This window comes from Mesorhizobium sp. M0048 (genome assembly GCF_040323405.1).
Lineage (GTDB): Bacteria > Pseudomonadota > Alphaproteobacteria > Rhizobiales > Rhizobiaceae > Mesorhizobium.
Genome location: NZ_JAMYUV010000055.1, coordinates 13,989 through 38,593, shown reverse-complemented (window position 1 = coordinate 38,593; position 24,605 = coordinate 13,989). Strand labels below are relative to the sequence as shown.

Here is a 24,605-nt window from a genome sequence, read left to right as displayed (position 1 = left end):
TGGTGTGGTGGAACTCACTTGCCGAATCCGATCGTGCGGCTTGGCTGGCGCGGGCCGGCAGCGCTGTTCCAGCTGATGCCTGGGCCGCGTACAAGCGGCTCGGGAATGTTGAGCGTCAGCCACGGACCGTAAACTGAAGACTGTTCTGCAGCGGGATGACGGTCAGCTCGCGGGTAGTTCGGCGACGAGTCCAAGCCGGCGGGCTCGATCGAGCAGGTTCTTGACTGAGGAGGCAGACCATTTTGCGCTCCCTCGTGGGGTACGCTCATGCAGGCGCTCGAGCTGGCCAGCGATGTCGCGTAGCGACAGGTCCGGGTTGGACTGCGAAATCCCTGCCACAAGAGTCATCAGGCGATCTTCGGGAGGCAGAGGAGACGCCCGCTTTAGCAGTGTGGCTTCGGCCAGGTGCTCGGTGACGAGCCACCTCACTGCCCGCCGCAGTCGTTCAGGCGTCCAGTCGAGGCCGCGCTGCTTCAGGACCCGAGCGATGTCGTCCCAGTTATGGTCTGGTCGCATCCGACGGACCGTCGGAAGCCACTGGTTCATCGTTGATTGTAGCCGTCGGCCATAAGCCGCCTTTTGTATCGCGGTCATTTTCGCCAGGGCTTCGGGCTTGCGCTCCCGGATACCAGGATTGCCTGGCAGTCGCCCCTTCGATCTTGCAGCGATGATTCCGGCCTTGGTCCGTTCCGAGATCAGCGCACGCTCGAGCTGGGCAACGGCACCGAGTACCTGTAGCGAAAACATGCCCTGTGGCGTCGACGTGTCGATTGGATCTCGCAGAGATCGGAAATGCGCGCCCTTCTCAGTCAGAACCTCGATCACCTGAAGAAGGTGGCTGACTGAGCGCGCAAGGCGATCGAGACGCACGACGACCAGGATATCGCCGGCGCCGATGTCGCTCATCAACCGCAGTAGGGCAGGGCGAGCTCTCGACGCACCGGATCCATATTCCTGAACGACGACGTCACAACCGGCCGATCGCAGCTCAATCTCCTGCGCTTCCGTCGCTTGTTCGTCCGTCGATACGCGCGCGTAGCCGATTCGCCGACCCTGTGGTCGACCGGAGCGTCGATCTTGCGCCTCACGGGCCATTTGCGGCGTCTCTCAGCATCGGGAAAGGGGCGTTTGTACAAACACCGAAGATATCAACAAACGATCGTTTGTAAACGTCTTTAGGCGGCTTTTGCATCGGCCCTGCGGCCTCGGTGAGCCTGAAAAGCACCATTTTTCGGGCTCCTGAGAGCCCGAGGGCGTGGTGCTGTACAGTCCCGATAAGAGGTCACGATCGATAGTGAGATTGTCCCAAGGATCATCGCCTGTGGCAGAAGGTAATTGCCACATAGCTTCCGTTGAACAAATCCGGTACAACAGAATCAATGGCTTACGATGTTCCAGATTTGGCCCTGAACACGCTGTTCGGCCCGCTCGCCCGCGCCGAAGACCATCTTGCCCGCCTCGACGAGCGCGTACAAAGAAGCCTGGTGCGCGACGGCTGGACCGAACGCTCCCACTTCGCCGACGCGGCCGCCGCGCTGTGGCTTGAGGGCGAGCTCGTCCACAGCGAAGACCTCGTCCTGCACGACGCCCACATGGACATCCGCACCCCGACCCACGAACTCACCCGCGCGCACGCCGTGCTGCGCGCTCGGCGCCGCATTTTTGCGCACAAGCCCGACTGGGCGCTTTCTCGCGTTGGCATTTTAATCCTGCGCGGCCGTGAAGGGCAGAGCGGCGACGGGTCGAGCGCGGGGCTGGCTGGCTCTCGACTCGATGCCGCGACGCCGGCCGCCGGGGCGGAGGACGCCGCCGGCGAAAGCCTTGAAGACACGGACCAGGAGGACGCTCTTGCCGACGAGCTCGCCGAGATCGACGCGCTGCTGGCCCGCTCCAGCCGGCTGCTCGCCGGCGAAAATTTGGCGCCCCGCGCGGCGGACAGCCCGGAGGCCGACACGGCAGGGCAGGGGACAAACGCGCGGGAGGCCTTGCCGGACAGTCTCGGGCCGCTGATCCGCGATCTCGACTGGGACGAGGACCAGCGGCTGGCCGACTGGCTCGCCGTCGTCGACAAGCTGCGCGGCGAAAACATGCCGGCCGTGCTGGCCGCGGCGATCGCCTGGGAGGCGTGGCAAGACATCGAGCCGCTGCAGCACCAGCATTGGCTCGGCACGCTGCTGGCCGCCGCGCTGCTCAGGGAACTCGGCAAGGTTGGCTCGCATCTTTTTTGCCTCAATGCCGGACTGCGGATCATTCCGCGGGAGCGGCGGCGGGCGCGCGACAGGACTACCCGGCTGCTGGCGGTCCTCAACGCTTTTTCAGAGGCCGCCGCGGCCGGGCTCAAGGAATTCGACCGGCTGGCGCTGGCCAAAACCCAGATGGAGCGTCGGCTCAGGAGCCGGCGAAAAAGCTCGAGGCTGCCGGCGTTGATCGATTTCGTGCTGGCGCGGCCGGTGGTGTCGGCCGGTCTGATTGCGGCCGAACTGAAAATCAGCCAGCGCGCCGCGCTCGATCTCGTCGCCGAACTCGGCATCCGCGAGGTGACGGGCCGGGGGCGCTACCGGGCGTGGGGAATCGTGTGAAGGCTAAAGTAGTAGAACGCCAAGATTGATTGCCACCGGTCAGAGCGTCTCAGCGTAGGCCGATTGGGCCAACAGGGAGGGGAGTGACCGCGACGTAATGCAGAAGGGGACGACAGTGACGAAGCCGAAGGCCCGAGACACATACGCCTCATTGCCGACTTGGCCGCTCATCAGCAGGCTGGCAGCGATTACGAACATTCGCTCTCAACCGAGACTCTGGCGTGGCGTGTCGCGCCGCACGGTGCACGGATCGAGTACGGAACGTCGGAATTGGCAGTCGGTCGGAGGAGGGATTTTCACTGCGGTTCGACGTAAGTAGGCGACTCACGAGCGGTTGATCATTTCCGCTATCGTTTCCTGCCAATTGGGCGCAGGGTTGAAGGCAGAGACGCGGTCGGGCACGTGCAACGTGAAGCTGACCGAAGCCGGCTGGACGAACGTGCGAGCAATATCCTCCCGGCTGAGCAACAGCATTGCGGGATCGGATACACGATAGAGCCTCGGTAGAAAGGTGTGGGTGTACCTCGTGCTATACACACTCCAATCATTCATCGTGCGATGCGCATATCCAATGCCATTGCCAGCACCATAGGCCTCCACGTTCCTCAGAAAGGCGTCCTCAACTGCCGCGGAGCCCTTGTGTCGACCATGTCCCAGAACCGTGAGCACGCTGTCCACGATTGCCGGCAGTGACTCTCCGAGTGAGGTTGACGCAGCCAAGCCAACGCTCAGCAGATGCAACTCCTCAATCTCGCCGCTAGGCTGCCGCTGCGCCTCGAGTTGATATAGGCCGCTAAACTCGTGGATCGATGCAGCCGCCTGGGTTGTCTTCACCTCGATTGAGTGATGGCCGATCCTCAGGTCGCGGCTGCCCTGTTGCCAGCCTTGCCATCCTGCCACCACTTCAGCATGCCTCGCCGGCTCAGCGGCCGTTACTAGCAGACACTGCCGGAGGAGGATTAGCTCGCCTATTAGACCGATCACCACGTTCTCGGGTAGGGCGCCGCGCCGGATAGCCATCTCGATGATAGGCTCTACATCCCCAAACGCCCGTTGCGGGTTGCCCGATCCAGCGATTCCCGCCCGTAGCAACTCAACGGCGATCAGTGCCGCTACTGAGGCGAAATGCGGCGCTGAAGGAAGCACGATACGGCTCGCCGCGAAAGGTTCACCGCCTTCGCGAGGGCGCCAGTTGTCGTGCTGCACGTGGCGGCGGACGACCGCCGACGAGGTCACAAGCTTCTCGCCCCGAAGGAAAATCTCGAAGTCGCCGGCTGCATTGCGGCCGACGGCGAGTTCCGGCGCAAGCCAACGAAGGTTGCGGACGTTCCCGCTGCTCGCGCTTAACCCCTCAAGCTCCCAACGAAGGACTTCATAGCTGTGATCTGTCATGCTCGTAGGGCCGCGATGTGATCCGGGCCGCCATGCGGCAACCCGAGCCCAACTGCAACCAGGTCCTGGGGTGCATGTGGATCGGTAATCACGTGGATGAGCGCCAGCCCAGGATGCCCACGCGGGCGCCAACTTGCGCCGCCTTGGATCGACGGAATGGGGTTTGCGCGGTGATGATAATAGTCGACAAGTTCGTCTCCCAGGTAGCTGCCACTATAGCCGCGCGTACCCCAAAGTGTCTGCACTGAGCGCCTATCGTCTGTAAGCTGCCGTGTCATCGCTCGGACACCATGCTGACTCAGGCGTGCATCTCTCGGGTTGTGCTCGCCGTTTCGCACAGCAAGGTAGAAGCGGGGCTCCCTGGACTGACTGGCATCAGCAAAGGACCAAGGGACCTCAATGCGATCGGTCGGATAGAAGCCTGCGGCGTGGCGGTCCCCACGAAGCGCATGCCATAGCCGGAGATATGCCGCGATTGAATAGGGGCAGGACTGGGGCTCACAGCCATATGCCTGAGGATGCAGACCTGGTGGACGAAGCAATGGCGTGTCGATCCCAAGCAACGCTTCATAATGTTGCCACCGCAGGCTGAGTTCGCTCGCAAGATCAGGGTCGTGATGAGCGTATCGCAGTCCATCCAGGATATCGGCCAGCGCAAGCAAGCCGACCGGCTGCTCCCTAATGAGGCCACGCTGAAGTCCGTTAGCGTCCTTGAGTGGCGTCCAACTGCCGTGCGTGAGCAGCCGTGCGACCAGATCGATGTTCAACCGCGCGAGCGTGCTGTCCTTCGCTTCAACGATCCGAATGGATGGTCGAGGCCCTGGCGAAAGCGGAACCTTTCGGCTCTCAACCTTGCTCGTTGCTACGAAATTGGCACCCTGCAAGACCAAGACCGCCGCGCTGGCGCCATTGCCCCCGCCATCCATCTTCCGAAGAATCTCGCTCTTCAGAGCATTGTCGTTCACATGATAGCGCTTGAATAACTGCAGTTGGTCGTCAAACGTCATCACCCGGCAGAATGGCAACAAAGGCCCACGATAGCCGAACCAACGTTGCATCTGCATTTGAGTGTCCGCCGCAGGCTCGGTAGCGCCGCGCAGAAAGAGGCTGGTCGCCAGTCCCTCTAACGTGAGACCGCGAGAGAGCACGTTCCCGGCGACGAAGATCGAGAGCAGGTCCGGCGCGAGACGAAACCCGCCATCGGACGCCTCGGGTTCGAACCGAGGGCGATCGTCGGACACAGGGTCACTGTTCAGGACGCGCAGCATCACGTTCGGGAATATCTCCTCCATGAGCAAACTGCGGATTGAGGGCCAGTCGGAGGCCAGGATTGATGGGTAAGGTGCGGCCGGTAGCGTGGATAGGGCAATGCGTGATGCCTCGAATCGGTCAAGCCACTCGCGCCACTCTGCCTCCTCCGCGTTAAGCCTCCGGATCAGCCCTTCGGGAGAGAGGACAAATTTGGGCTGACCAGTCTCCTCCCCTGGGATCGACGTGGTACGCTCTTCCCCAGGCAGCGACATCGACCACCGAATGACGTCAGCTGCGGCTATAAAGTGATCATCCTTTCGTGCAGACGGATGGAGAAGCATGGTGTGTGGCGGCGGTGCGGCAGCCCGGGCGGCTGCTGCGTCGTCGAAGATCGAAGCACGATCGTAGCGCGGCCGGTTTTGCGAATGGTGGAGACGAACGGCCGCGCCAACCATGAAGCTGCGCAGCGCATCTGACAACATTCGCCAACGCAAGGTTTCGCGGCGCAATGCCAGTTCGGGTTGAGTCTCCCCTGACATCAACTCAGGAAAGGCTGTCGATAAGCAAAGTGACGCAGAGGGGATGTCGCATGAACGCTCGTAGAACATCTCCCCGCCGCAGTAATAACCTTCAACGCCCGACGGTTCCGTGAAGGTCAGCGACCGAACGTCGGCCGACCCAGTCGCGCCCGGCGTTCGCAGCGCAGCGTTGAAGTCGCGAGGGGTCAGAGGGTTATGTGTCGCCTGAAGGTAGTTGGCCTGCGGCGTTGCCGTATAGGCGACATAGGTCGCACGGAGCTTCTCATTTCTGGACTCCGAGAGGTCAGGGTCGCCGCTCCACAGCGCGGTAATAAGGCGAGGGGTGATCTTCTGCGATCCCGCGCTGTCGAGTACCGAGGCATCGTCGGCCTCATCATCGAGCAGCAGCATGGTGAAAGGTGTCTCTCGGGCGCTGAGGTGCTCATCAGAAAGAACTTCCAAGAGAAAGCGCCGTAGCATGAGAAGATGGTCATCTTCCTTAGGAACTACACAGATTATCGGTCGACGGGCGCGCAAAGCCTGGCGAGCGAGCGGCCGCTGAAGGTATCGAGCAGGGTCCGCGCGTTGCTCGTTCAAGACGTCGTCTGGTTGCGGCAGGATCAACCGACTTGCGCGTCGGCGGAAGGCGTTGGCGGGCGTCGAGCCGTCCAACTGTCCGAGCAGACGCTCATAAGTCTGTAACCAGAGCCCGACGCGTGTTCCGGCGAGCAGTATGATCATGTCGACGTCGCGATCTAGCGCAAGAGCGGCTACGCCGAGCATACTGGCTGTCTTGCCAGACTGTACCGAGCCGACTACCATTCCCGTCCGAACGCCCGAGCTTGGCCATGCGCCGGCATCGAATTGATCCCCGGCTTGGGGAAGGGCCTTGTCCACGATGTACCGGGCGTCGGCTTCGAGAACTATTAGCGCCTGCGGCGAGAGACGAACCTCTAGGGCAGCACGATAACGGTTCCACCAGGTATCCGTGCATTCGGCAACGCTCGCTGGGCCAGAGGTGTTGCCTTCAGGCACGACGGGCACCACAGCAGCAGGCCCTAGGTCTTGCGGTCCGCCTGTCATGCTAGAGCGAGATCTTACGGATCTCGGTCAACGCCATGACGGCGCTGTCCCCGTACCGGTCCTTGACAGCCTCATCGGCGACAGCGACATCCAGGCCAAGCGTCTCCAGAATGGAGATCGCCGAGTTAGCGATATGCGCCCACTGAGTCTTGTTCTGCGTGCTTGCTGGGCCGACCATCCTCGCGGTCAGTTCTCGAACGCCTTCGACGCCATTGATCAAACGATCCTGCTCGCCCATCAAGACGAGGACAAGGCATGCCACGAGAGACCCGACCACGGGTAACTCCTCCCATCGCGAAGCCATCTCGCTCTTGCCCTTTCGGCGGAACCTTGGGTGCCAGGCATCCGAGGCAAGCTGCTGTAGCTCGATCGCCGCGATCAGTTCCCGCGCGAGCTTCTCTAATGTCGCCTTTGATTTGAACTGACCAAGCCGCCCGTCGTCGATTGAGCGAAGGAACTCATCGATGTGGCTCGCTGTCGACGGGGTGCGATAGGACTTGTCCGATGCCTGCGTGGGGCGAAGTATGAGGGTGGCTACCGCCCAAAGCAGGATCTTGGTGCGACGAAATCGTGTGATGCCGAAACCGAGGGACCGAATGTTCTCGTGAGCCTCCGTCGGGTCGACCCCGGCCTCTACCAACTCCGGAGCTATGCTCTCCTCAGGGCGGTCGCCGCTCACGAACAGCATCAGCCTCGATATTTGTAGATGATTGAAGACTGCGTTCCGGATCTCCTCTGCGTTCAGCTTCATCCCTTGTTGGTTGTAAAGCCGAAATACGCGGTGGATGTCGCGAACCTGGGTATCCTTATAGATCAGCACCGGGATGAAGTAGTCGCACGCCCGCTCGAAAAGGTCGGCAACCGTAATGGTCTCTCCAGCGATCTGGACCGGTTCATCTCTGATGTCACAGTAATAGCGGCCACCAAGCTTCGCAAGAGGATCGTCTGCACCATATTTTTTTGTCTTGAAGGGTAGGTACTTCTCGCGGATATCGGTAGCACGCAACTGATTGCGCCTGGCAAACAGACCGAAATTCGTCTTAAAGCTGGCGTACTCCTTCATCGACTTGGCGTTCTCAAGGCCTTCCGGGTGGCTCCCCATGAAACGCAGGATGGCGGTCAGTCGCTGCTTGCCGTCGACGATCTGATAACGCTGACTACTGGATACGCGAGCGAGGATGATCGATGGCAAGGGAATGCCTCGAAGGATCGACTCGATGAGCATCTGTGAATCGGAGTTTGACCACACGAAATCGCGTTGATAGGTGGGGTTGAGTTCAAGTTGGCTCTGCGCAGCTCGACCCGCCAGGTCGTATATCCGCCATTTGTCTACGCTTGCGTTGATTGACAGCGGTTCGACTGCGGCCGGCTCGTTCCACATCTCCAACCAAGCTTCGGTGGATGCGGCAACCGAGCGCTCATCGTCGATGAGTTGTGCGAAGCTCGCCCGGTTGCTCACGGCTCGGCTAAGTCGCTCCTCTAAAGCCTGCGCCCCAATCTCCGTCAGTTCCACGGTGCCGTTAGCGACGCTAAAGCAGGTCCCAGCCTGACCGGGTGAAAGCTCATCAAACAGCCGAAGGGCTACATCCTCAGGCGCGTCCTCTTTGGAGAAGCTAGCATCCAGGTTCAGCCAGATAGTTATTTCGAGGACGCGCGCGAGCCATTCGCTCGTTTCGAATGATATCTCACTCGCATCGAAGGCACGCGGCGCACGTAGGCCGCCTTCCAACTTCGGCACCGGCCCGGGCTGCGAGAGTTCGCTTAGCAGGGAACCAACCTGATCATAGTCGAGGTCTATCAAGGTATTCCCCTATTCGGATTGTGCAAGCCTGCAATGTTGCGCGTTGCTTAGGCAACGCTAGCCATGGTGACAGCTTGATCTCCACGATGCGGTCCCGGAGGCATGCCAAGGCCGCCGACCACTGGCTCTATTGGCGCGAGAAGCGCAGCGGCTACGGTTGCAATGACGTCCACGTTGACCGCGTTCCCAAGAGCCTTGTAGGCAGAGGTCTGAGATCCAGGAAGATGCTTTAGGTCGCCCATGCTCTGAAGGCGAGCGCACTCGCGCATCGTCATGTAACGGCGCTCCCAAGGGATAACTGGCACCTGGCTGGTGGTAAGTGCCACGAGGGACGGGGCCGTTGTAGGCCGCTTCGCCCGAATGCCTGACGCGCGAAACTGGATGATGCACTGGTAGAGGTCGCGCGTGCCACCCTTCCAGTTCCACTCCAACTTTTGAAAGCTTGGTGCGAAGCCGATGACCAAGGGCAGCCATGGATCGATGGTCGCTCGATGCCGCTGGTAGAATCGTCGGTTCTGCTCGATAAACTGAACCTTCCAGTCCGGGAAACGGGGACCCGTGTCGCGTGCATAAGGCGGGAGGGCCGCAAGTACCTCTGTGTCCGTTTTGCCCTTCAGCGAAACACCAAAGGCGCCCCTAAAGGAGCCTATCTCGCTAAGGCCGTGCCCGGTTGGCGTCCCTGTCCTGACCGGGTACGTGGCACCAAACTCCATCGCCCAGATCGGGAACGAGGGTAGCTCCTCGTTCGCTGGATATGCGTCAAGGAGAGCTTGCCAAGCATCAAGATACTTGATGAACGTCGCCGGCAGAGGTTTCGCCTCGTGCGGCCGGTTATCAAGAATGGACCGAATGTCCATTTCGGAGGCATCGTGGGTAGGCTCGGGCCAGGCAAACTCGCTAAGTCCTCCCCGAGCCCCTACGATGATCGCACGCTCGCGAAGCTGAGGCACGCCGAACATGTGAGGTGAGAGCAGCGAGGACTCGATATCGTACCCCAGACCCGAAAGCCGTTGCTTCACCCGGATCCAAGTCTTACCGCCATCATGCCGCATAATGTTGGGCACGTTCTCGATGATCAGGAAGCTCGGCTCATGTCGCTCGAGGATCTTGATCACGTAGTCGAACAGATCACCCCATTGCGGGCAATCGAAGCCCCTTTGCTCGCCCGCCTTGGAAAATGGCTGGCACGGGAAACCTGCGCAAAGAATGTCGTGTGCCGGTACTTGCGTGTAGCCCTCGCGAATGTCCCCATGCGGCTTAGTGCCGAAGTTGTGATGATAAAGCTCCGCAAGATTTGGGTCGAGCTCAGACGCAAAGACGCACTCATGCCCAAGGCGTGAAAGCGCCTGATGAAATCCGCCTAGCCCGGCAAAGAGGTCAATGAACCTCACCTGGGATGATCCAGTGGGAAGGTCAACTGTCGTGTTGCATACTGCTCGAGCAAATTCCTCACCGCAAGCCTTAGCAGATACTGAAGGTTGACTTGCGGCTTCGCGGAGCGCCCAAGTTCGACCAGGGCGTCATAATCAGTCTGGTCCAATGCAACTGTGAATCGTTTCTGATGCTTTGGGTTTGGCAAGGCGCACCTCTTTGCACCAAACTGCACCAAAAAGCTTTTTAATGCACGTGATTATTGATCCAATAGGAAGTTTTCCAAGCGAGTGCTCAACTGGAGATCGCCTACCTCGCACTCCCATACGATCATCGTGCGCCAGCCCATCGCATGGAGAGAATCAATCGCCAACTTATCACGCGCCACATTTTTCGTGAACTTTGGTCCCCAATACTCGGCGCGGGTGCGCGGGACCGGGGCTGTCAGCTTGCATCCATGTCGGTGCCAGAAGCAACCATGGACGAATATGGCCTTGCGGCGACCGACGAACGCTAGATCTGGAGTACCCGGAACATCCTGTCGGTTAAGTCGATACGCCAGGCCCAAGGCTCGTACCAACCTGCGCACGACCAACTCTGGTCGGGTACCCGATTTTTGGACGCGAGCCATGCGCCGCCGCACGACTGCGGGCACATCTGCAAATTGGCTTGGCTTGCGCATCCCACCTCGGTTCAGTTGACTTCGTTTTGCGCCGCCGTCGGAACTATCGCTAGACCATTGCGGTTCCCTGTTTATCGTCATTGGGCAACTTTTCTAAATCGCTGCCATCGCAAATATGGGAACGACGGCAATACGCGGTCGCAGCCAGTCGATTAGGCTACCGCGCAGGTCATCACTGACCCAATCCCTATTATCCATGCCAGGTTCAAGTAATCGATGCCGATCGAGAAGCAGCCCTTCGACGATAACGCTGTGCTGGCGCATTTCGGTGTCGGACAGAGCAAAGGGCATAGCCATCGCCTTCCTCGGCGTCACGGCCCATGATACTATCCGCTGCCATAGGGCTAAGTCCGGCGTCTTGCGCTTGTGCACCCAATCCATGCCGCTTGCGCATTGCCACAAATAGACTGGCACCCCGACATTGCCATCGGCGAACGGGCGATATGTGACAAGGTCAAGGCCAGCTTCTTTCGCGGTAGCCGCCGTCCAGTGTAGCACTTCGCCCGCCGCTTCATTCAATTGCGTGCAAACGCCTTCAACGACCTGCTTAATCCGAGCAGTTCGCGTGCGTGTCCAGCCTGTGGCGTGGACAGACCAGCCACGGAACGCGATCGTCACCGCCTCAGCCGTGAGTCTCTCAAACAGTTCGCCCTGTGCTGTGAAGTCGGTTCCGAAGGTATCCCTTACCCAAACACCGTGCGACTTCGCCATGGAGAGCATCAGGCAAAAGGCATATGGGGTGTAGTCCCCCCAGTCCCCTTTTGGAGCGACACCGTCTGCGGTGGCCACGAGCGGGTACCCTTCGCCTATCAACCGCGCTCTTACATCCACGATTGAGAACGCATCATTTACGAGTTCCCAAGCGAATGCTTGGGATTTGTAGATGTTATTTTCAGTTAGGATGTCAATGAGGTCTGAACCAGTAACTTCTTTCTTGAGGAACAGGGCGCTTGCCTCGATCCAATCACAAAAGATGTAGAGGTCCACATTGTGAACCTTGACGGAAGTCGCGAGGCCCTTGGTCGGAAGCCCAATCATTCAACATCACCGTCACAAATGATTGCCCGGCTGTCGGGAAAAATTGTCAAAAGCTGCGCGAAATCGGTGGCTAGCCGTTCAACTGCAGCCTTAAGTTTTTTTGATTTGTTGTATCGATGAGCTCTGCTCAGCGAAAACGAGATGTTATCGGCAGCTTCTTCAACCAGCCGCACGATTTCGGGCTCATCACCTCCAGCGAGTTGCCATGCAACATCGAAGTTGGGCCGCTCGGAGCGTTCAAGGTATTCGACAGCCTTTTTGCTTTCAAGGATTTTACCAAAATCGTCAACTTGCCTCGATTCCCTGACAACGGGAAGGCGCCTCTTGTCGCCGAACAGCCAGAGCGCAAAATTCCGCAGATTGTCGAGATGGTGCTTGGGAACCGGTCGCCTGGCTCTATCAGGCTCGGCTTGGATATCGATGTCGAGATACTTGCGCACCCCTTGTGTACGGAGCGATAGGAACAGGACGCTAAACTTCTTTTCTACCTCCTCCAAAGCTATCTCTTCCTCACCTTCCATCTGCAGAAGAAGTCGATAAGAAATGTAGTTTTGTCGAACGGTGGGAGTCTTGCTACCAATCTTGCGTCGTACGTCCTCGTACGACATACCTCGTTCTTCGATCAGGCGGGCAATGAACTGCGCTTTTTCAGCAGGCTTCCACTCTTTTATTCCAGTTACATGTCTAAATCCAAGAAAGCTCTCGACGTCTTTTCGATCGGAGATCTCGATTGTTGGGATTTCGGTGAATAGCGGATCGCTGGGGCCAAGGCCTTCAGCCAACTCGCTCCACTTGGGCTCGGCTGCCTCTCCCTGGGCCGCCATATAGAGGTTCTTCAGTGCCGCAAGACGACGATTCCCCTCGACCACAACCCAGTGATCTTGCCCATAGAGCTCCTCATGAACCACAATCAGTGCCTCTTGCGGCCAAAAGCCGCTCTCGGTGAACGATGTGGCCAGTTCATCCAGCGTCCATCCCTTCATCAGGTTCAAAATTTTGCTCTGACGAAGATTGGCACCCGTTTCTGAGCGGCCCAAGCGAGGGTTCAGTGGATCGAGGTAGAGGTCATCGATATGGAGCAGTTTAATGTTCCGCGAGATCGTCATGTCAAATCTTCCCCAGGCCGGCGAATGGCACCGTATGGCTAATTGCTGAATCTTTTGATCATAGTCGTGTAATGGTCAACCGCTCCGCATCCCAATGTTACACCTGCAGGACATGCTCGCCTTGGCTCGCGTGACTGCGGACGCCGGCGACGCTCTGACATTCAGCGCTGATACGAGGCCCGCTTGTCAGGGTGTAGTCGCGCGCACCGTTTTCCGATCGCCACGTCTGACAAGCCAAGATCCCTGGCAATCTCGCGGGTCGGATTCTCCCAAATCAGCGCAAACAACTCCTCTCGGGAGAGTTCTCGTCGTCGACGGCCGGTTCAAGAATGCTCGAGTTGTCAGATTGCAAGACTCATCTGAACCTCTTCCGAGACCATTTCAGCCTCAAGCGAGGAGATCGTCACGCCAAGCAGCCGAATTCCCTTCTCGACCGGAAAAACAGGATCGAGGAGGCCAAATGCCATGGTCTGTAGCTCACTTTGGTTGCGGATGATCTGCTGACTGGTTCGACGCCGCGTAATCTGGCGGAAATCGGCATACTTGACCTTGAGCGTCACCGTGCGGCCAGAGATTTCGTTGTGTTCGCAATACCGCCACACCTTTTCTATGAGCGGACGCAGCCCTTCGCGTGCCTCCGCTATCGTGAATAGATCCCGCGCAAACGTATCCTCCGCTCCTACCGACTTGCGCACGCGATCAGGATGCACCGGTCGCTCGTCGATGCCACGCGCTATCCAGTAATAATACGGTCCGGCCTTGCCGAAATGTTCCTGCAGGAACGGCAGTGTCTGCGCTCGCAGATCGGCGCCGGTGCGAATTCCCAGCCGTTCCATCCTCGCGTTGGTGGCAGGACCAATGCCATGGAATTTCTTCACCGGCAGCACTTCGACGAAGCTCGGCCCCATCTTCGGCGTGATAACGAATAGCCCATCAGGCTTGCCCTGATCGGAGGCCATCTTGGCGAGGAACTTGTTGTAGCTGACGCCGGCTGAGGCGGTAAGGCCGGTCTCCGCCTTGATCGTCGCCCGGATCGCCTCGGCGATCTCGGTTGCCGTGGCCATCCCCTGCATGTTTTCCGTCACGTCGAGATAGGCCTCGTCCAGCGAAAGCGGTTCGATCAGCGGCGTGTGCTCCGCGAAGATCTCCCGGATTTGCTGCGAGACCGCCTTGTAGACGTCGAACCGGGGTTTGACGAAAATCAGATCAGGGCACTTGCGCCTCGCGGTCACGGAAGGCATCGCCGAGTGAACGCCGAACTTGCGAGCCTCATAGCTCGCAGCTGCGACCACGCCACGTTGGAGGGCGTGCCCGACGGCGACCGGTTTGCCCCGCAGTTCCGGTTTGTCGCGCTGCTCAACCGAAGCATAGAACGCGTCCATATCAACATGAATGATCTTGCGCTGCAGCGCAGGCCCCTCAGCCCCAGCAGCTTCGCTTGTGACTGCGTCTTCCATGACTCGTCCGCCTCGATTATCGGCTCACCTCCACATGCCTCTCATCCGCGCGCCGATATCAACGCTCACCTGCCACGCATCTGAGCACGCGATCTGACCGGCGACAGCGATCGGCCGAGGACGTTTTCCTCAGGTGCGGCGGGCTTCTTTTGCTTACGCCATCCGAAGGCGTCCGATGGTTACGTCTGCGGAAGCCGCTCCAGATTGCCAATCGTTTTCCTGTTGAGCTGCATACCGATTGCCTATTCGGCACCGGGCGGAGATGCTTCTATTGCCAGGACCTCCAGGCCCTCAATTTCCTGCATCACCTTTCCGGCGATACCTTGCAAGTCGCCGTACATCCCCACGGTCGACTCGATTACGCCTTGGATCTGAGCCTCCCGCTTGGCCCACAGGCGTGTTGTGGCCTTGCGTTCCTTGGCCAGGTCATCCTGCATATCGGAAAACTTTTCGACGATGGCCTCGACGCGATGGCGGAACCGCGGACCGGTCAGATAGCCATAGACCTGCTCCATTTTGGTGGCTTGGCCGTCCTGGGCGAGGCGGGAGTTCGCCAGCTCGATAAGGGATTGTCGCAGCATGATTGCGATCGGCATCGCGCATTTGGGATGGGCGACATAGACCCCGTCCAGAAGATCGAAGGTTTCCACCCCGGGAGGCAGCGCTTCCGAGATCATCAACGCAATATCCGCTTTGGCGGCTCGTTGATCCGTCCTGAGCTTCCCCAGCCAACCCTGGCTCCAGTTCTTGGTGCGTTTCGATTCCCATAGAATGGCGCCGCATGGCTGGCCGCCCGGTCCGACCACGCGGTGCAGGACATCTCCACCGAACTCACCCTTGGCAACCGGTTCAATGACGTCCATCGGGAAGCGGCTGACAATGAGGGCTTCCAGTTCGAGCTCCAGAACTTCACCTTGCAGCTGCTGTGAACCCTGTTCCGCACGGCGCTTCAGCTCCTCAATCTGACGCTGCATGCTGGCGATCTGTTCTTCTTTTTCCGCAACCTTCATTTTAAGGCCGTCTTCGGCTTCCGACCTCGCCTTGACGCGAACGGCGTCCAGTCCTTCCTGGATCTTCCTTTCGATGGTCAGCGCCATCTCCCGCTTTTCGTCGTCGAGCGCACGCTGCTTTTTCAGGAATTCCGCCTGTTGCTGCTGGGCCTCGGTGAGCTTTTCGTCGCGCGCTTTCAACGTCGCCTCCAGCTCGGCAAGCTTCTTATCCTTGTCCTCCAGATCTACCGAAAGCAGCAATTTTGCCTTGCGGGCTTCCTCGACCGCGATTCCGGCACGCTCAAGCTTGATTTGCCCAGCCACCTGGTTGGCGATGTCCTCTTTGGCGGCGACGATCTCGGCCTGCTGGCGCTTGAGCTCCTCTTCTCTGGCAGCCATCGATGCCTTGCTCTGCGCCAGGCGCATTTCGTATTCTTCACGCGTGGCCGCAATCAAAGGGGCCGCGATCGACTCATTGAGCTTGATTTCCGTCTTGCAGCTTGGGCAGCTGATTGTCGGTTCATTGAGAATCCTGTCCCCCTGCAGCATGGTATTGATGGGCTGGACGGTCATCTGCGCGCTGCCTCCCTGAGGAATCAGTTAAAGGACACGCCAGACTATATCTCGCCACGCGTTTTCGGAAAAGAACAAAGAGTGAACTGATGGGTTATCCCCGCCGCAAAGCTAGGGGAGGCGCGCTTCTTGCACTTGTTTTGCGGAATGATCGCCTGCGCGAGCGGCGGCAACCTCAGCCTCGACTCGATTGCCAAGCAGGTCGATTACCTCGACGTGTATTTCCGAAACGTCGAGCCCGTGCGCAAATGCCGAATTCCGTCATTTTTCGCGTGGACGTGGCTGAAAGGTCGCTGGGCTGAATCTTTCATTGCACCGGCAATTCCGCCAGCTATTTCAGCTTCCCGTTTCGGTATGGAAACTGAAATCTCTATCCACGCTGATTGAGACCGTGATGTCGTCAAATTCACGCCTTTGACCCAATCCGGACCTTAATCGGCGGATTTTTGCGCCCCGGGAGCGGTCCTTCAGCTTAACCAGCGTTTGTGACCCTGACTGTCGTTCCCGAGGTGGGATCGCAACTAAGCGGTGAGGTCACTTGTGATTCGCTTTGAGGTTCAGGTTCACGGCGCTGCATTGGCAGCGCAGGGACTCAGGACTGCCGCTGCGCGGCGTGACGTACAGCCAAGATTGGCAGTCCTTGCACCGCAGGCACTCCAGCAGTTCCTTGAATGCCGCCACAACGGGCTCGAAGTCCTTCTTTCCGAAGTTAGCCCACTCGTTGTAGTGCACGGCCTTGTTGACAGCCCATTGCTCGACATTGCTTGCGCCGCTAGAGCCGGAGAGCGTTGTCTTGCGCTCAATCGCGGCCTCCTTTGCGGCGGCATTGCCCCATGACTGGGCTGCATCCGCAGCCTTCCCGTACAGGTCTTTGGCGCGCGAGAGGACGCTGGGCAGGAGCTCGCCGAGCTCATAATTGCCATCCGCCCGAAAGACCGGGCGTGCGCCGAGATGGTCCGCGATATGACGCGACGCGTATTCGAGGTGATGACGCAGCCCATGGGCCGCCGTCTCGACCTTTCCCTTGGCGAGAGTGGCAGCGATCTCGTCCCAAATATCGACGTTCGACTCGACAAGCGGGCCCGTGTCCACGGTCCAGCTGTGAAACGCCACCGACGTCTTCGCAGTGATGAGCCCCGCCGACCTCATCTGTTCAGCCCAGAGGCGATCATGCGTAGTGATGATGAACTGCGTGTCTGGAAAATGTGTCTTCAGCAGCCTGCAAAACTGGTAGCGGTGCCCTGAGTCGACCGACATCACGACATCGTCTAGCAGCGCGATGGTAAAGTTCTTTCCGAACAGGCGATTCATTAGCGCTAGGTAGAGGCACACCCCCATGCCGTCCTGATGCCCTTCGCTGTGGTACGCGCCGGGCGGAAACAGACCGCGCTCATAGAAGTTGACGCCGAAATCCAGCCGCCCCTCGCTTGGCGTCAGCTTCGCCGTGAATTTTGCCTCATCGTCCTCGTTAATCAGGCGGTAGAAGGTGCTGAAGTCGTCCTGTACGTCCTCATAGAGCGCATTCAGCTCGTCTTCCATGACGCGGCAATAGGCCTCGTAAGCGGCCTTCGCGGAATTGCTCGCGGCCTTCGCCGCTCCGTTCTTCCGCATGGCATCGCGGTAGTCATTAAGGCGGAGCTGCGCTGTCGTGAGATATGTCTGCGCTTCGATTGCCGCGCTCTGATCGGGTTTCGCGTCAACCTTGGCTGCGAGAGTGGCAAGCTTGGAAGGAAATCCCTCGGGCATCCTGGGCCACCCGTCGGTCAGGCGTTCCTTCAAGCCAATCAGTCCCTCGAAACTAGAAAGCTGCCTCTTCAGCTCCTGTAGGTCTGTTCCCCAAGCGGTTACGAGCTCCGCACAGGCTGCATCGCCTTCTACTTTTGCGATCCTGAGAGTCTGCCTGAGCAGACCCAGCAGGCTGTCACCATACCCGGCGATCCCGGTTCCATTCTTAAGAAGAGACGCCTGAAGTTTGCCAGCGTCCTCGGATTTTGCGAGCTTCGCCTTCAGATGACTAAGCAGATGGTCCTCATCCGGCCATGGGTGATCGCATAGCGGGCACTCGGGGCTATCGACTAGGTCAAGGCCCTTCTCGACCAGCGAGCGCCGCTGCAACGCCTGGAGCAGAGTCGGATCAACCTCAAGCGTCGCGATGCCGTTTAAGATGGCTGCAGCATCTTCCTTTCCCATGTCCGCAAGCGTGCCGAGCGCATCTGACATTGCCTTCAGATCGCGCAGCACGGATAGCTTGTTGAACTCGGGCAGCTTGTCGGCATCGGATAGGCCTGCATCCAGCTGCGTGTCAGGTGCAAGCTTTTCAAGCTTCGGAAGGCCGAGCGGTTCGCGCTTTGGATTGATAGCGGCCAGCAACTCGGCAGCACCAAATGTCGCGATTTGGAGGTGGCGCTGCAGCGTATCGCGGCTCGACTGCACCAGGTTCGATGCAGATTTGTACGCAGCCTGAAGCTTATTTTGCGCCGTGTTGAGCGCCGCGCGCGTTTGTCCAATTTCTTCCAGCTTCAGGATCGCCTGGATTTCTTCAGAACGCTTCGTCGGCTCGACCAAGATGAAGCGCAGAATGTCACGCCGGGCGAGCGTGATTTCAGGATGATCCGCGATTTCGTCAAGCGCCGCCTTCACGTCGGAATCGGCAGGCACAATCTTCGGCTTGCTCGGCGCGGAGACTTTCCGCGTGATCGTTGCCGACTTGCCAAGGGCTGGAATGAAAACCTTCAATTCAACAAAGGCAGCGTCTGGGAACTTTACCTTGTCGACATGCGGGCCGTGCTCTGAAACCGACAGGCCCTTCGTGCCCCGACCGGTAAGACGGCCGATCTCCCCGGTGAGCCCAAATTCAATCGCGTCGATGACACCGCTTTTGCCGGAGCCGTTCGGACCGGAGATCGCGAATGTTCCCTTTCCGAAGTCGATGTCGAGCTTGCGGATTCCACGGACCTCTTCGATGTGGGCGGTTTCGAGTTTGATCACTTCACCTCACCGCCAACCGGGGCCGAGAAGATTTTCACATAGTCATCGGCCTTTGGCTTCTTGCCGTCCGCCAGCAGCTTGCGGATTTGTTCGATCTTCTCGAGATCGACCTCCTTGCCTTCCGCGAGTGATGAAAGAAACTTCTTCGCAATGGTCTGCTGCAGCGTTGCCATATAGCCTCATTCATTGACCCAAGAACCAGCTACAGTTGTAGCGTAAGGCCACTTCGCGAGAAACGCGACGCAGGGAGCTGCCCACAGTCTCACTGTGCGTAACGTTCAACCTACCAGTCTAGTGTATCGAGCAACCATCTAGTCGTTACCATAGCACCGATACCAGGTGTGTTGTTTCACCCCCCGAGTTCTACGGCATACCCCCGTATACGCCACGAGCCATGGTGGCCACGGGCGCGCACTGAAACCGAACGGCTGCGTCTTCACGTCCACGGACCTTCTCGACACGCGGGAACGGGAACGGTTCGCGCCCACTCCCGGCCCGGTGTTGCCAAATGCTTCCGGCGGCAGTGCCAGACGCGGCGTGGTGGTGTAGAACCATCACGCCGCTTCTTGCACCCTCTATATTCCCACAAGCAGAGACTCATGACCTTTGAACCGCATCCCGACCTGCCGCCAAGCCTCTATAAATATTGCTCGCAGGATGCCGCCCGCGCCATCTTGAGCAATAAGACCCTGCAGTTCTCCAGGCCCGGCCTGTTCAACGACGGTTTCGACCTCCGCATCGCGCTGGCTATCAATATCGACGAGAAGGCTGTCATCGAACGCGCTCTCGACCAGATCTATGAAGGCGCCTACGGCCCCGAGCCGTTCCCTGCTGGCAACAAGCTCGGCGCCTTGCTCCTTCTGATGCGTGTCTTCTTCCGCGGCAAACCGGAGCCGGACGCTTTCAAGAAAGCAATGCGTCCCGGCATCGAGGAGTTGGTCGCCAACCGCAAGACCATGCTGCGGCAGCTCTGCGATGAGTTAGCAGCCGAGACTGCGAAACTGAAGGTGCTCTGCCTGTCCTGCTCCGGCACGATCGCGCCCATGTGGGGGAACTATGCCGAGAACATCCACGGCGCGGCACTGCAGTTCGCCCCGAGTGAAGAAGATAGCCTCTTTCTGGTGGCGCGCCCCGTCGCCTATGTGGATCATGAGCCCGTCCTGTTCGACCACCAGGGCTTCACTGACTGGCTGTCTGGGCGGCGAGGCCTCAATGATTCCGATCTGCTCTCGCAGTTCTTCTACACCAAGACAGCCGAATGGGGTCCGGAGCGCGAATGGCGGATCATTGCCGGCAACGGATGGAAGCCGGGCGACGAGCGCGAGTATGTCGAATTCAGCGCGCGGGATCTGCAGGCCGTGGTGTTCGGTTTCAGGTCGAATGCGGCATTCCGTGAGGAAATCACAAAGCTGGTGGCCGAACGCTATCCCGAATGCCGGCTACGCGAGATGAGGCCAGCGGATGGCCAGATGGCCTACGAAATCGTCGATCTCTAGCCGGCAGATTGCGCAAGCGAGCGGCCCGAGACTACGCCTGATCGCAAGTTCGAGCACTTCGAATGACCGAAAAGTCCGCGGCCGAGCCGGCCGGCGCATGGGCTCGGATTATAACGCGATGGAGCGTTCTACGTCTCAATCGGGTGGGACTTTGCCCTTCACCTCGACCGCCGGAACGACATGATCGCGGACGAAGCTGTCATTCGGCCACGAGCAGATCCCCCACCTTATCGTGACGAAAGGCTTCGCCGTTTTGGGAAGCTTCGAGCGATCGACCAGGCGACTAGGAATGGGTGTTGATGTCGTTCTCAATCTGCCGTGCTGATTCCAGAATGTCGTCGAAACTCGGCGGAGTGCCGAAGATCATGGCCGCCGTATTGGCATAGTCGCGCGTGAGCGCGTCCACCATCTTTGGAGCGGGCGCGATCGCGAAGCTGCCCGGGACTGCTGAGGCGAGTTCATAGTCGGGACGGTCGAAAAACATTCGTGCGTGCCGCACACAATCGGCGCCAAGATCGAGATCGCCGAGCGCGGCCTTTCCGATCTCGGATCCGAGAAGACAGTGCAGGTCATAATAGTGCCGAGACACCCGCTGGCCTTCCTGCCGCAGTTCGCCGCGCCGCTCGTACCAGCGGCGCAATCCATGGGCGATCACCACCTTGTCCCAAAAGGTGCGGGTCGCCTCGATCGTGGTCACGTCGGCGACGGTGAGATCAATGCCCGCCGCTTCCTCCGCGACATAGGGCGTGATCGTGATGGGGCGATTGGGATCGAGCGCCGATTTCGCCCCGGACTCGAGGCGTATGACCGGTCGCACATAGGCGCCATCGCGCGGCTCGACCTCGGGATACCAGAGCAGCAGGGTCTGCCCATCGGCATCGGCTTCGTCGATCTCCACCTGGCCGGCGCCATTCGTGATGTCGGCAAGTTGAGGGGTGAGGAAGTCTCGCAGCGGGCCTGTGAGATAGGCGCGGCATGCATTCCGAATGGCGTCGAGTTTGGCGCGGCGCTTCTTGTTTGACAGCCCCTCGAGCTCTTCGACGGAGGCAGCCTCGTCGAGATCGTCGCGGAACACGGTAACGTGTAAAAGTAGGCGGCAAGCGCCGTGTCGCCTCTCGGCGACCGGTTTCTCACCGCCTCTTCCCGAACCGGACTTGCGCCTTTCGTTACGCATCCGGCTCTCCAGAAGACATGGCGAACTCAGGCGTCCCCATCCAGGCGAGGCGGTATCGGCAGCTCGGGGTCATTGCGAGCAGAAATTGCTCGGTGAATCCGTCCCGCCAGACCGTGCGCGTGCACCGCAACTGACTAGGCCCACGAGAGGCCTGGAGTTCATGCGCTGACGCTTTTGGGCGCTTGTACCGCAGCCAACGCCATATTCGGTCTCCGACGTACCAGTCGAGACTGGTAAATACATCGCAGGCGTAGGCGCAGTAGCGGTAGTAATTCGCCTATCCCCGTAGGATGGGATTGATCTCTTGGAGCTTTTCTTCAAGGCTGACGAGCGTGGTATTCCGCTTTGTCAGTTGCTTGATCCGGTGACGCAGATCGGCGACCTTGTGCTTTGGAACCTGAACGCGTGTGCCGAAGCCATAGCATTTGTTCCAATGCGCGCCGAGGCGGAATCCGAGAAAATCGAATCCCTCGATCAAGGCCGTGACCTTTGTCTTTTCCGGCGACAGTTCCAGTCCCGTGGTCTCACGCAGGTATTCAGCCAGAGCGGATTTCTCCGCCAAGGCTTCCTCCCTTGTTCCTGATACCAGCAGGATGAAGTCGTCGGCGTAGCGCACGGGTAAGAATATGCAGCGACCGGCTTTCCGGTCGCTGCCCCGTGCACTTCGGGCCGCTGTAACCCCGTCGATTTTGCGATGAGGATAGAGTTTCGTGCGGTGATCCGTCCACCTCTCGTAACGCTCCTCGATCGCACTAAGCACGATATTGGAGAGCAACGGTGAAATGATTCCGCCTTGAGGCGTGCCATTGTCTGTACGGAGGAACTGATCCTCTGCCAGTACGCCGGCCTTCAAGAACCGCCCGACCAGCCGCGTCACCCGACGGTCACCTACGCGAGAGCGCAACCGATTCATCAATTGGTGGTGCGAGATCTGGTCGAAGCAGCTTTTGATGTCGCCTTCGATAACCCATGGGTACGGCAACCGGCTCCGTCGATTGTCCTGATCGCGTTTAAACGGCAGGGTGGCTCGGCGGAGGTACTCCAAAGCGCCATGGCTGCTCCTTCCGGGCCGAAACCCATAGGAAACATGCCAAAACTGCGCTTCGAAGATAGGCTCCAACAAGAGTTTGGCCGCGCCCTGTACGACGCGGTCCTTGATCGTAGGAATGCCCAGGGGTCGGTGTTGTCCTGGTTTTCCGGCCTTTGGGATAAGGATGCGCTTCGAAGGGCTGGGCCGATATGCGCCGAGACGCAACTCAACCTGCAATCCTTCCAGAAAGCGCTCTTCACCCCATTTAGCGCGGATGCGCCCTACGGTCCTCCCGTCGACCCCAGCGGTGCGCCCGCCTCGATTAGAGGCCACGCGGCGCCAAGCACAGCGGATCGTGCGGATGTCGGTTAACCAACCCCACATGTCCCGCCATTTGTCGTCAGGATTTGCCTGACTCCACTGATAGAGTTTGCGTTGAACGCTGAGTATCCAAGCCTCGTCAGCTTGACGATCCATGTCCATGGACCATTTTCTCCGTCATACAAGTCTATCGTCTTCCTGCTTCCCTTCGCCATGTGCATGGCTTTCCCATGCTCCGACTACTACGAAAGCTCCGCCCTCAGACTCGTCCTTCTCCGGTCGTCGCGGCTAGCCCAGTTCCGATCTGGGCAGGCGAGCTGAGTTCCCGTGTTCCGATCTTCAACCTTTGTGCCGTTAGGCGGTGAGCTATACCCCTTGCGACGCGGGAGATGGGCCAAAGAGAACCACTCCCATCTCGAATGCTATGTTCGCATTCACCAGCGAGGAACATTGAGCCGCGCCAGTTCTGTTCGCGTTATATTGCCTCCCACGCCATCGCGCGATTTGGAGACGGTCTCGGATATAGAGGCTTCCAACGCTCATTTCGTTATCTCGCCATGGGCACTGCGGTAGCCCGACCTGCGCTCGATGGGCGCATCCGGTACAGTTAAGGCCGCTCTGCTTATGACACCCAACCGGCGACACCCGGTCGAGCTTTGCGGCCCCCTTCCATCTACTGTTCTCTGTAGAGGGGCGGCGTTACAGCCGCCGGTCGAAAATCAGCAAGTTTGGGAGGTGATCCCTAAGTCATACTTCACCTCCCGCGCCGTCACGGCGCACCGATGTCCTCGGAAAAACGCTGGATGAGGCCATACCCTTTTGACAGCGACGTCCCGCCCTTGAAAAGCAGCCGTGGCTCCCCCGCAGGCCGTTCGTGGTAGAGCGAATTGAGGGTCCAGCAGACCCAGAAATCCTTTTCGACATTGCCCACCGGAGCTCCGATTCGATTGGCCGTGGCGAGAAACAGGTCGAGCCGGTCACGTGGGGATGCCGCGATGATCTGGCGGTAAGCATCGGTACTCATGGCTTCGCCTCGTGCGGGTCCGCCCTCAGGATTTCGCGGAGGAACTCCTGCATCCAGATCGGCACGGCGGAGAGACCGGCGCGCAGATCCTCGCGAATGGCGTCGCCGTGCTTGGGGTCGGCAAACAGGCGGCGCAACGTCGCCTGGATACGCTTCCGCTCGCCCTTTTGGGTCAGCATGTCCTGCATCCAATGCAAGGCCTGGACGACCCGCATCCCCGGCCGATCCGCCCAATAGAGGCGGCTAGGGGCAGCGTATTTGAAGTGGATTTCCTGCGTGCCGAGCTTGATTGGCTTCAACCGCGCATCGACCAGCACTTCTATCCGGGCGGGGACGGCGGTCGTCAGGCCGAGGTCGTTGGCGGCCGTCATTCCATCGATGACGGCGCGTGCTCGATCGCGGCGCGTGACGGCGCGGATCACAGCGCGATAATCCGGCACGGTGGCGCGGCCAGTCAGGTTGTTCGTGCGCGGCCGGTCATAGAGGCCTCGGTCGATCCGGCGCAGCTCCCCGGCGGCTGTCAGGCGCTGCAGGGTTTTGTCCACGGCGGCGCGCGCGCCGAGATCGGCGAAGTCGCCGGGGGTCCAGACCTCGTCGGGTTTGGACTCAATGCGGGCAAGCAGGCGCGAGCGAAGGTCGATTTCGGGCTCAACTATGGGCATGTCCGAAATATGCTACAAGTTTCGGACAAAGGCAAGGTGTGAGTCCGAAATATGCTACAATTTTCGGACA

Annotated in this window: 19 protein-coding genes and 1 pseudogene; 3 read left to right on the top strand and 17 right to left on the bottom strand. The window is 59.4% G+C overall.

Going from position 1 to position 24,605, the window contains the following annotated elements; genetic code table 11:
• Positions 1–162: 162 nt before the first annotated feature.
• A complete protein-coding gene (locus NKJ84_RS28420; protein WP_352509177.1) occupies positions 163–1,095 on the bottom strand; it encodes a recombinase family protein in 933 nt (310 codons plus the stop codon).
• Between the two features lie 284 nt (positions 1,096–1,379).
• Here NKJ84_RS28420 and NKJ84_RS28415 point away from each other — a divergent pair, with 284 nt between their 5' ends.
• Positions 1,380–2,579: an RHE_PE00001 family protein gene (locus NKJ84_RS28415; protein ID WP_352509176.1), complete on the top strand. Its 1,200-nt coding sequence runs from the start codon at positions 1,380–1,382 to the stop codon at positions 2,577–2,579.
• 324 nt (positions 2,580–2,903) lie between these two features.
• On the opposite strand, the gene NKJ84_RS28410 is transcribed toward NKJ84_RS28415, so the two are convergent.
• The 9 genes from NKJ84_RS28410 to NKJ84_RS28370 form a co-directional block, all read right to left on the bottom strand.
• The gene (locus NKJ84_RS28410; RefSeq protein WP_352509175.1) at positions 2,904–3,971 is read right to left on the bottom strand and encodes a PD-(D/E)XK motif protein; all 1,068 of its coding nucleotides are present in this window, start codon (positions 3,969–3,971) and stop codon (positions 2,904–2,906) included.
• Positions 3,968–6,481, bottom strand: coding sequence for a Z1 domain-containing protein (locus tag NKJ84_RS28405; protein WP_352509174.1), 2,514 nt, complete (start codon positions 6,479–6,481; stop codon positions 3,968–3,970). The genes NKJ84_RS28410 and NKJ84_RS28405 overlap by 4 nt, the downstream gene beginning before the upstream one ends.
• 343 nt (positions 6,482–6,824) lie before the next feature.
• Complete coding sequence (locus NKJ84_RS28400) at positions 6,825–8,624, bottom strand: DUF262 domain-containing protein (protein WP_352509173.1); 1,800 nt, start codon at positions 8,622–8,624, stop codon at positions 6,825–6,827.
• A 47-nt stretch (positions 8,625–8,671) separates the two neighbouring features.
• A complete protein-coding gene (locus NKJ84_RS28395) occupies positions 8,672–10,015 on the bottom strand; it encodes a DNA cytosine methyltransferase (protein ID WP_352509172.1) in 1,344 nt (447 codons plus the stop codon).
• 239 nt (positions 10,016–10,254) lie between these two features.
• Complete coding sequence (locus NKJ84_RS28390) at positions 10,255–10,677, bottom strand: very short patch repair endonuclease (RefSeq protein WP_352509171.1); 423 nt, start codon at positions 10,675–10,677, stop codon at positions 10,255–10,257.
• Between the two features lie 93 nt (positions 10,678–10,770).
• Complete coding sequence (locus tag NKJ84_RS28385; protein ID WP_352509170.1) at positions 10,771–11,664, bottom strand: hypothetical protein; 894 nt, start codon at positions 11,662–11,664, stop codon at positions 10,771–10,773.
• A 47-nt stretch (positions 11,665–11,711) separates the two neighbouring features.
• Positions 11,712–12,821, bottom strand: a complete 1,110-nt coding sequence (locus NKJ84_RS28380) for a ParB/RepB/Spo0J family partition protein (RefSeq protein WP_352509169.1) — start codon at positions 12,819–12,821, stop codon at positions 11,712–11,714.
• 341 nt (positions 12,822–13,162) lie between these two features.
• Positions 13,163–14,278 carry a DNA polymerase IV gene (gene dinB, locus NKJ84_RS28375; RefSeq protein ID WP_352509168.1) on the bottom strand — a complete coding sequence of 372 codons (1,116 nt, stop codon included), beginning with the start codon at positions 14,276–14,278 and terminating at the stop codon, positions 13,163–13,165.
• Positions 14,279–14,520: 242 nt separating this feature from the next.
• Complete coding sequence (locus tag NKJ84_RS28370; protein ID WP_352509167.1) at positions 14,521–15,840, bottom strand: DUF2130 domain-containing protein; 1,320 nt, start codon at positions 15,838–15,840, stop codon at positions 14,521–14,523.
• 129 nt (positions 15,841–15,969) lie between these two features.
• Here NKJ84_RS28370 and NKJ84_RS28365 point away from each other — a divergent pair, with 129 nt between their 5' ends.
• Entirely contained in the window at positions 15,970–16,227 is a 258-nt protein-coding gene (locus tag NKJ84_RS28365; RefSeq protein ID WP_352509166.1) for a hypothetical protein, read from the top strand.
• Positions 16,228–16,374: 147 nt separating this feature from the next.
• On the opposite strand, the gene NKJ84_RS28360 is transcribed toward NKJ84_RS28365, so the two are convergent.
• Together NKJ84_RS28360 and NKJ84_RS28355 are read right to left on the bottom strand one after the other, a co-directional pair.
• Positions 16,375–18,828, bottom strand: coding sequence for an AAA family ATPase (locus NKJ84_RS28360; protein ID WP_352509165.1), 2,454 nt, complete (start codon positions 18,826–18,828; stop codon positions 16,375–16,377).
• Complete coding sequence (locus NKJ84_RS28355; RefSeq protein ID WP_352509164.1) at positions 18,825–19,001, bottom strand: hypothetical protein; 177 nt, start codon at positions 18,999–19,001, stop codon at positions 18,825–18,827. Before NKJ84_RS28355 ends, NKJ84_RS28360 begins: the two co-directional genes overlap by 4 nt.
• Before the next feature lie 426 nt (positions 19,002–19,427).
• Between NKJ84_RS28355 and NKJ84_RS28350 the strand changes: the two genes are divergently transcribed.
• On the top strand, positions 19,428–20,324 hold the full coding sequence (locus NKJ84_RS28350; protein WP_352509163.1) for a DUF2971 domain-containing protein: 897 nt from the start codon (positions 19,428–19,430) through the stop codon (positions 20,322–20,324).
• A 283-nt stretch (positions 20,325–20,607) separates the two neighbouring features.
• Here the strand turns inward: NKJ84_RS28350 and NKJ84_RS28345 are convergent, their stop codons facing one another.
• The 5 genes and pseudogenes from NKJ84_RS28345 to NKJ84_RS28325 all read right to left on the bottom strand — a co-directional run bounded on the left by NKJ84_RS28345 (position 20,608) and on the right by NKJ84_RS28325 (position 24,535).
• Positions 20,608–21,498, bottom strand: coding sequence for a nucleotidyl transferase AbiEii/AbiGii toxin family protein (locus NKJ84_RS28345; RefSeq protein ID WP_352509162.1), 891 nt, complete (start codon positions 21,496–21,498; stop codon positions 20,608–20,610).
• Positions 21,491–21,763: pseudogene (locus NKJ84_RS28340) on the bottom strand (group II intron reverse transcriptase/maturase); the annotation flags it as partial. The pseudogene NKJ84_RS28340 and the gene NKJ84_RS28345, both read right to left, overlap by 8 nt.
• Positions 21,764–21,775: 12 nt before the next feature.
• Positions 21,776–23,011, bottom strand: a complete 1,236-nt coding sequence (locus tag NKJ84_RS28335; RefSeq protein WP_352509161.1) for a reverse transcriptase domain-containing protein — start codon at positions 23,009–23,011, stop codon at positions 21,776–21,778.
• A gap of 607 nt (positions 23,012–23,618) precedes the next feature.
• Positions 23,619–23,873, bottom strand: a complete 255-nt coding sequence (locus tag NKJ84_RS28330) for a nucleotidyl transferase AbiEii/AbiGii toxin family protein (RefSeq protein ID WP_502904047.1) — start codon at positions 23,871–23,873, stop codon at positions 23,619–23,621.
• On the bottom strand, positions 23,870–24,535 hold the full coding sequence (locus tag NKJ84_RS28325) for a DUF6088 family protein (RefSeq protein WP_352509160.1): 666 nt from the start codon (positions 24,533–24,535) through the stop codon (positions 23,870–23,872). The genes NKJ84_RS28330 and NKJ84_RS28325 overlap by 4 nt, the downstream gene beginning before the upstream one ends.
• Between the last annotated feature and the right edge of the window lie 70 nt (positions 24,536–24,605).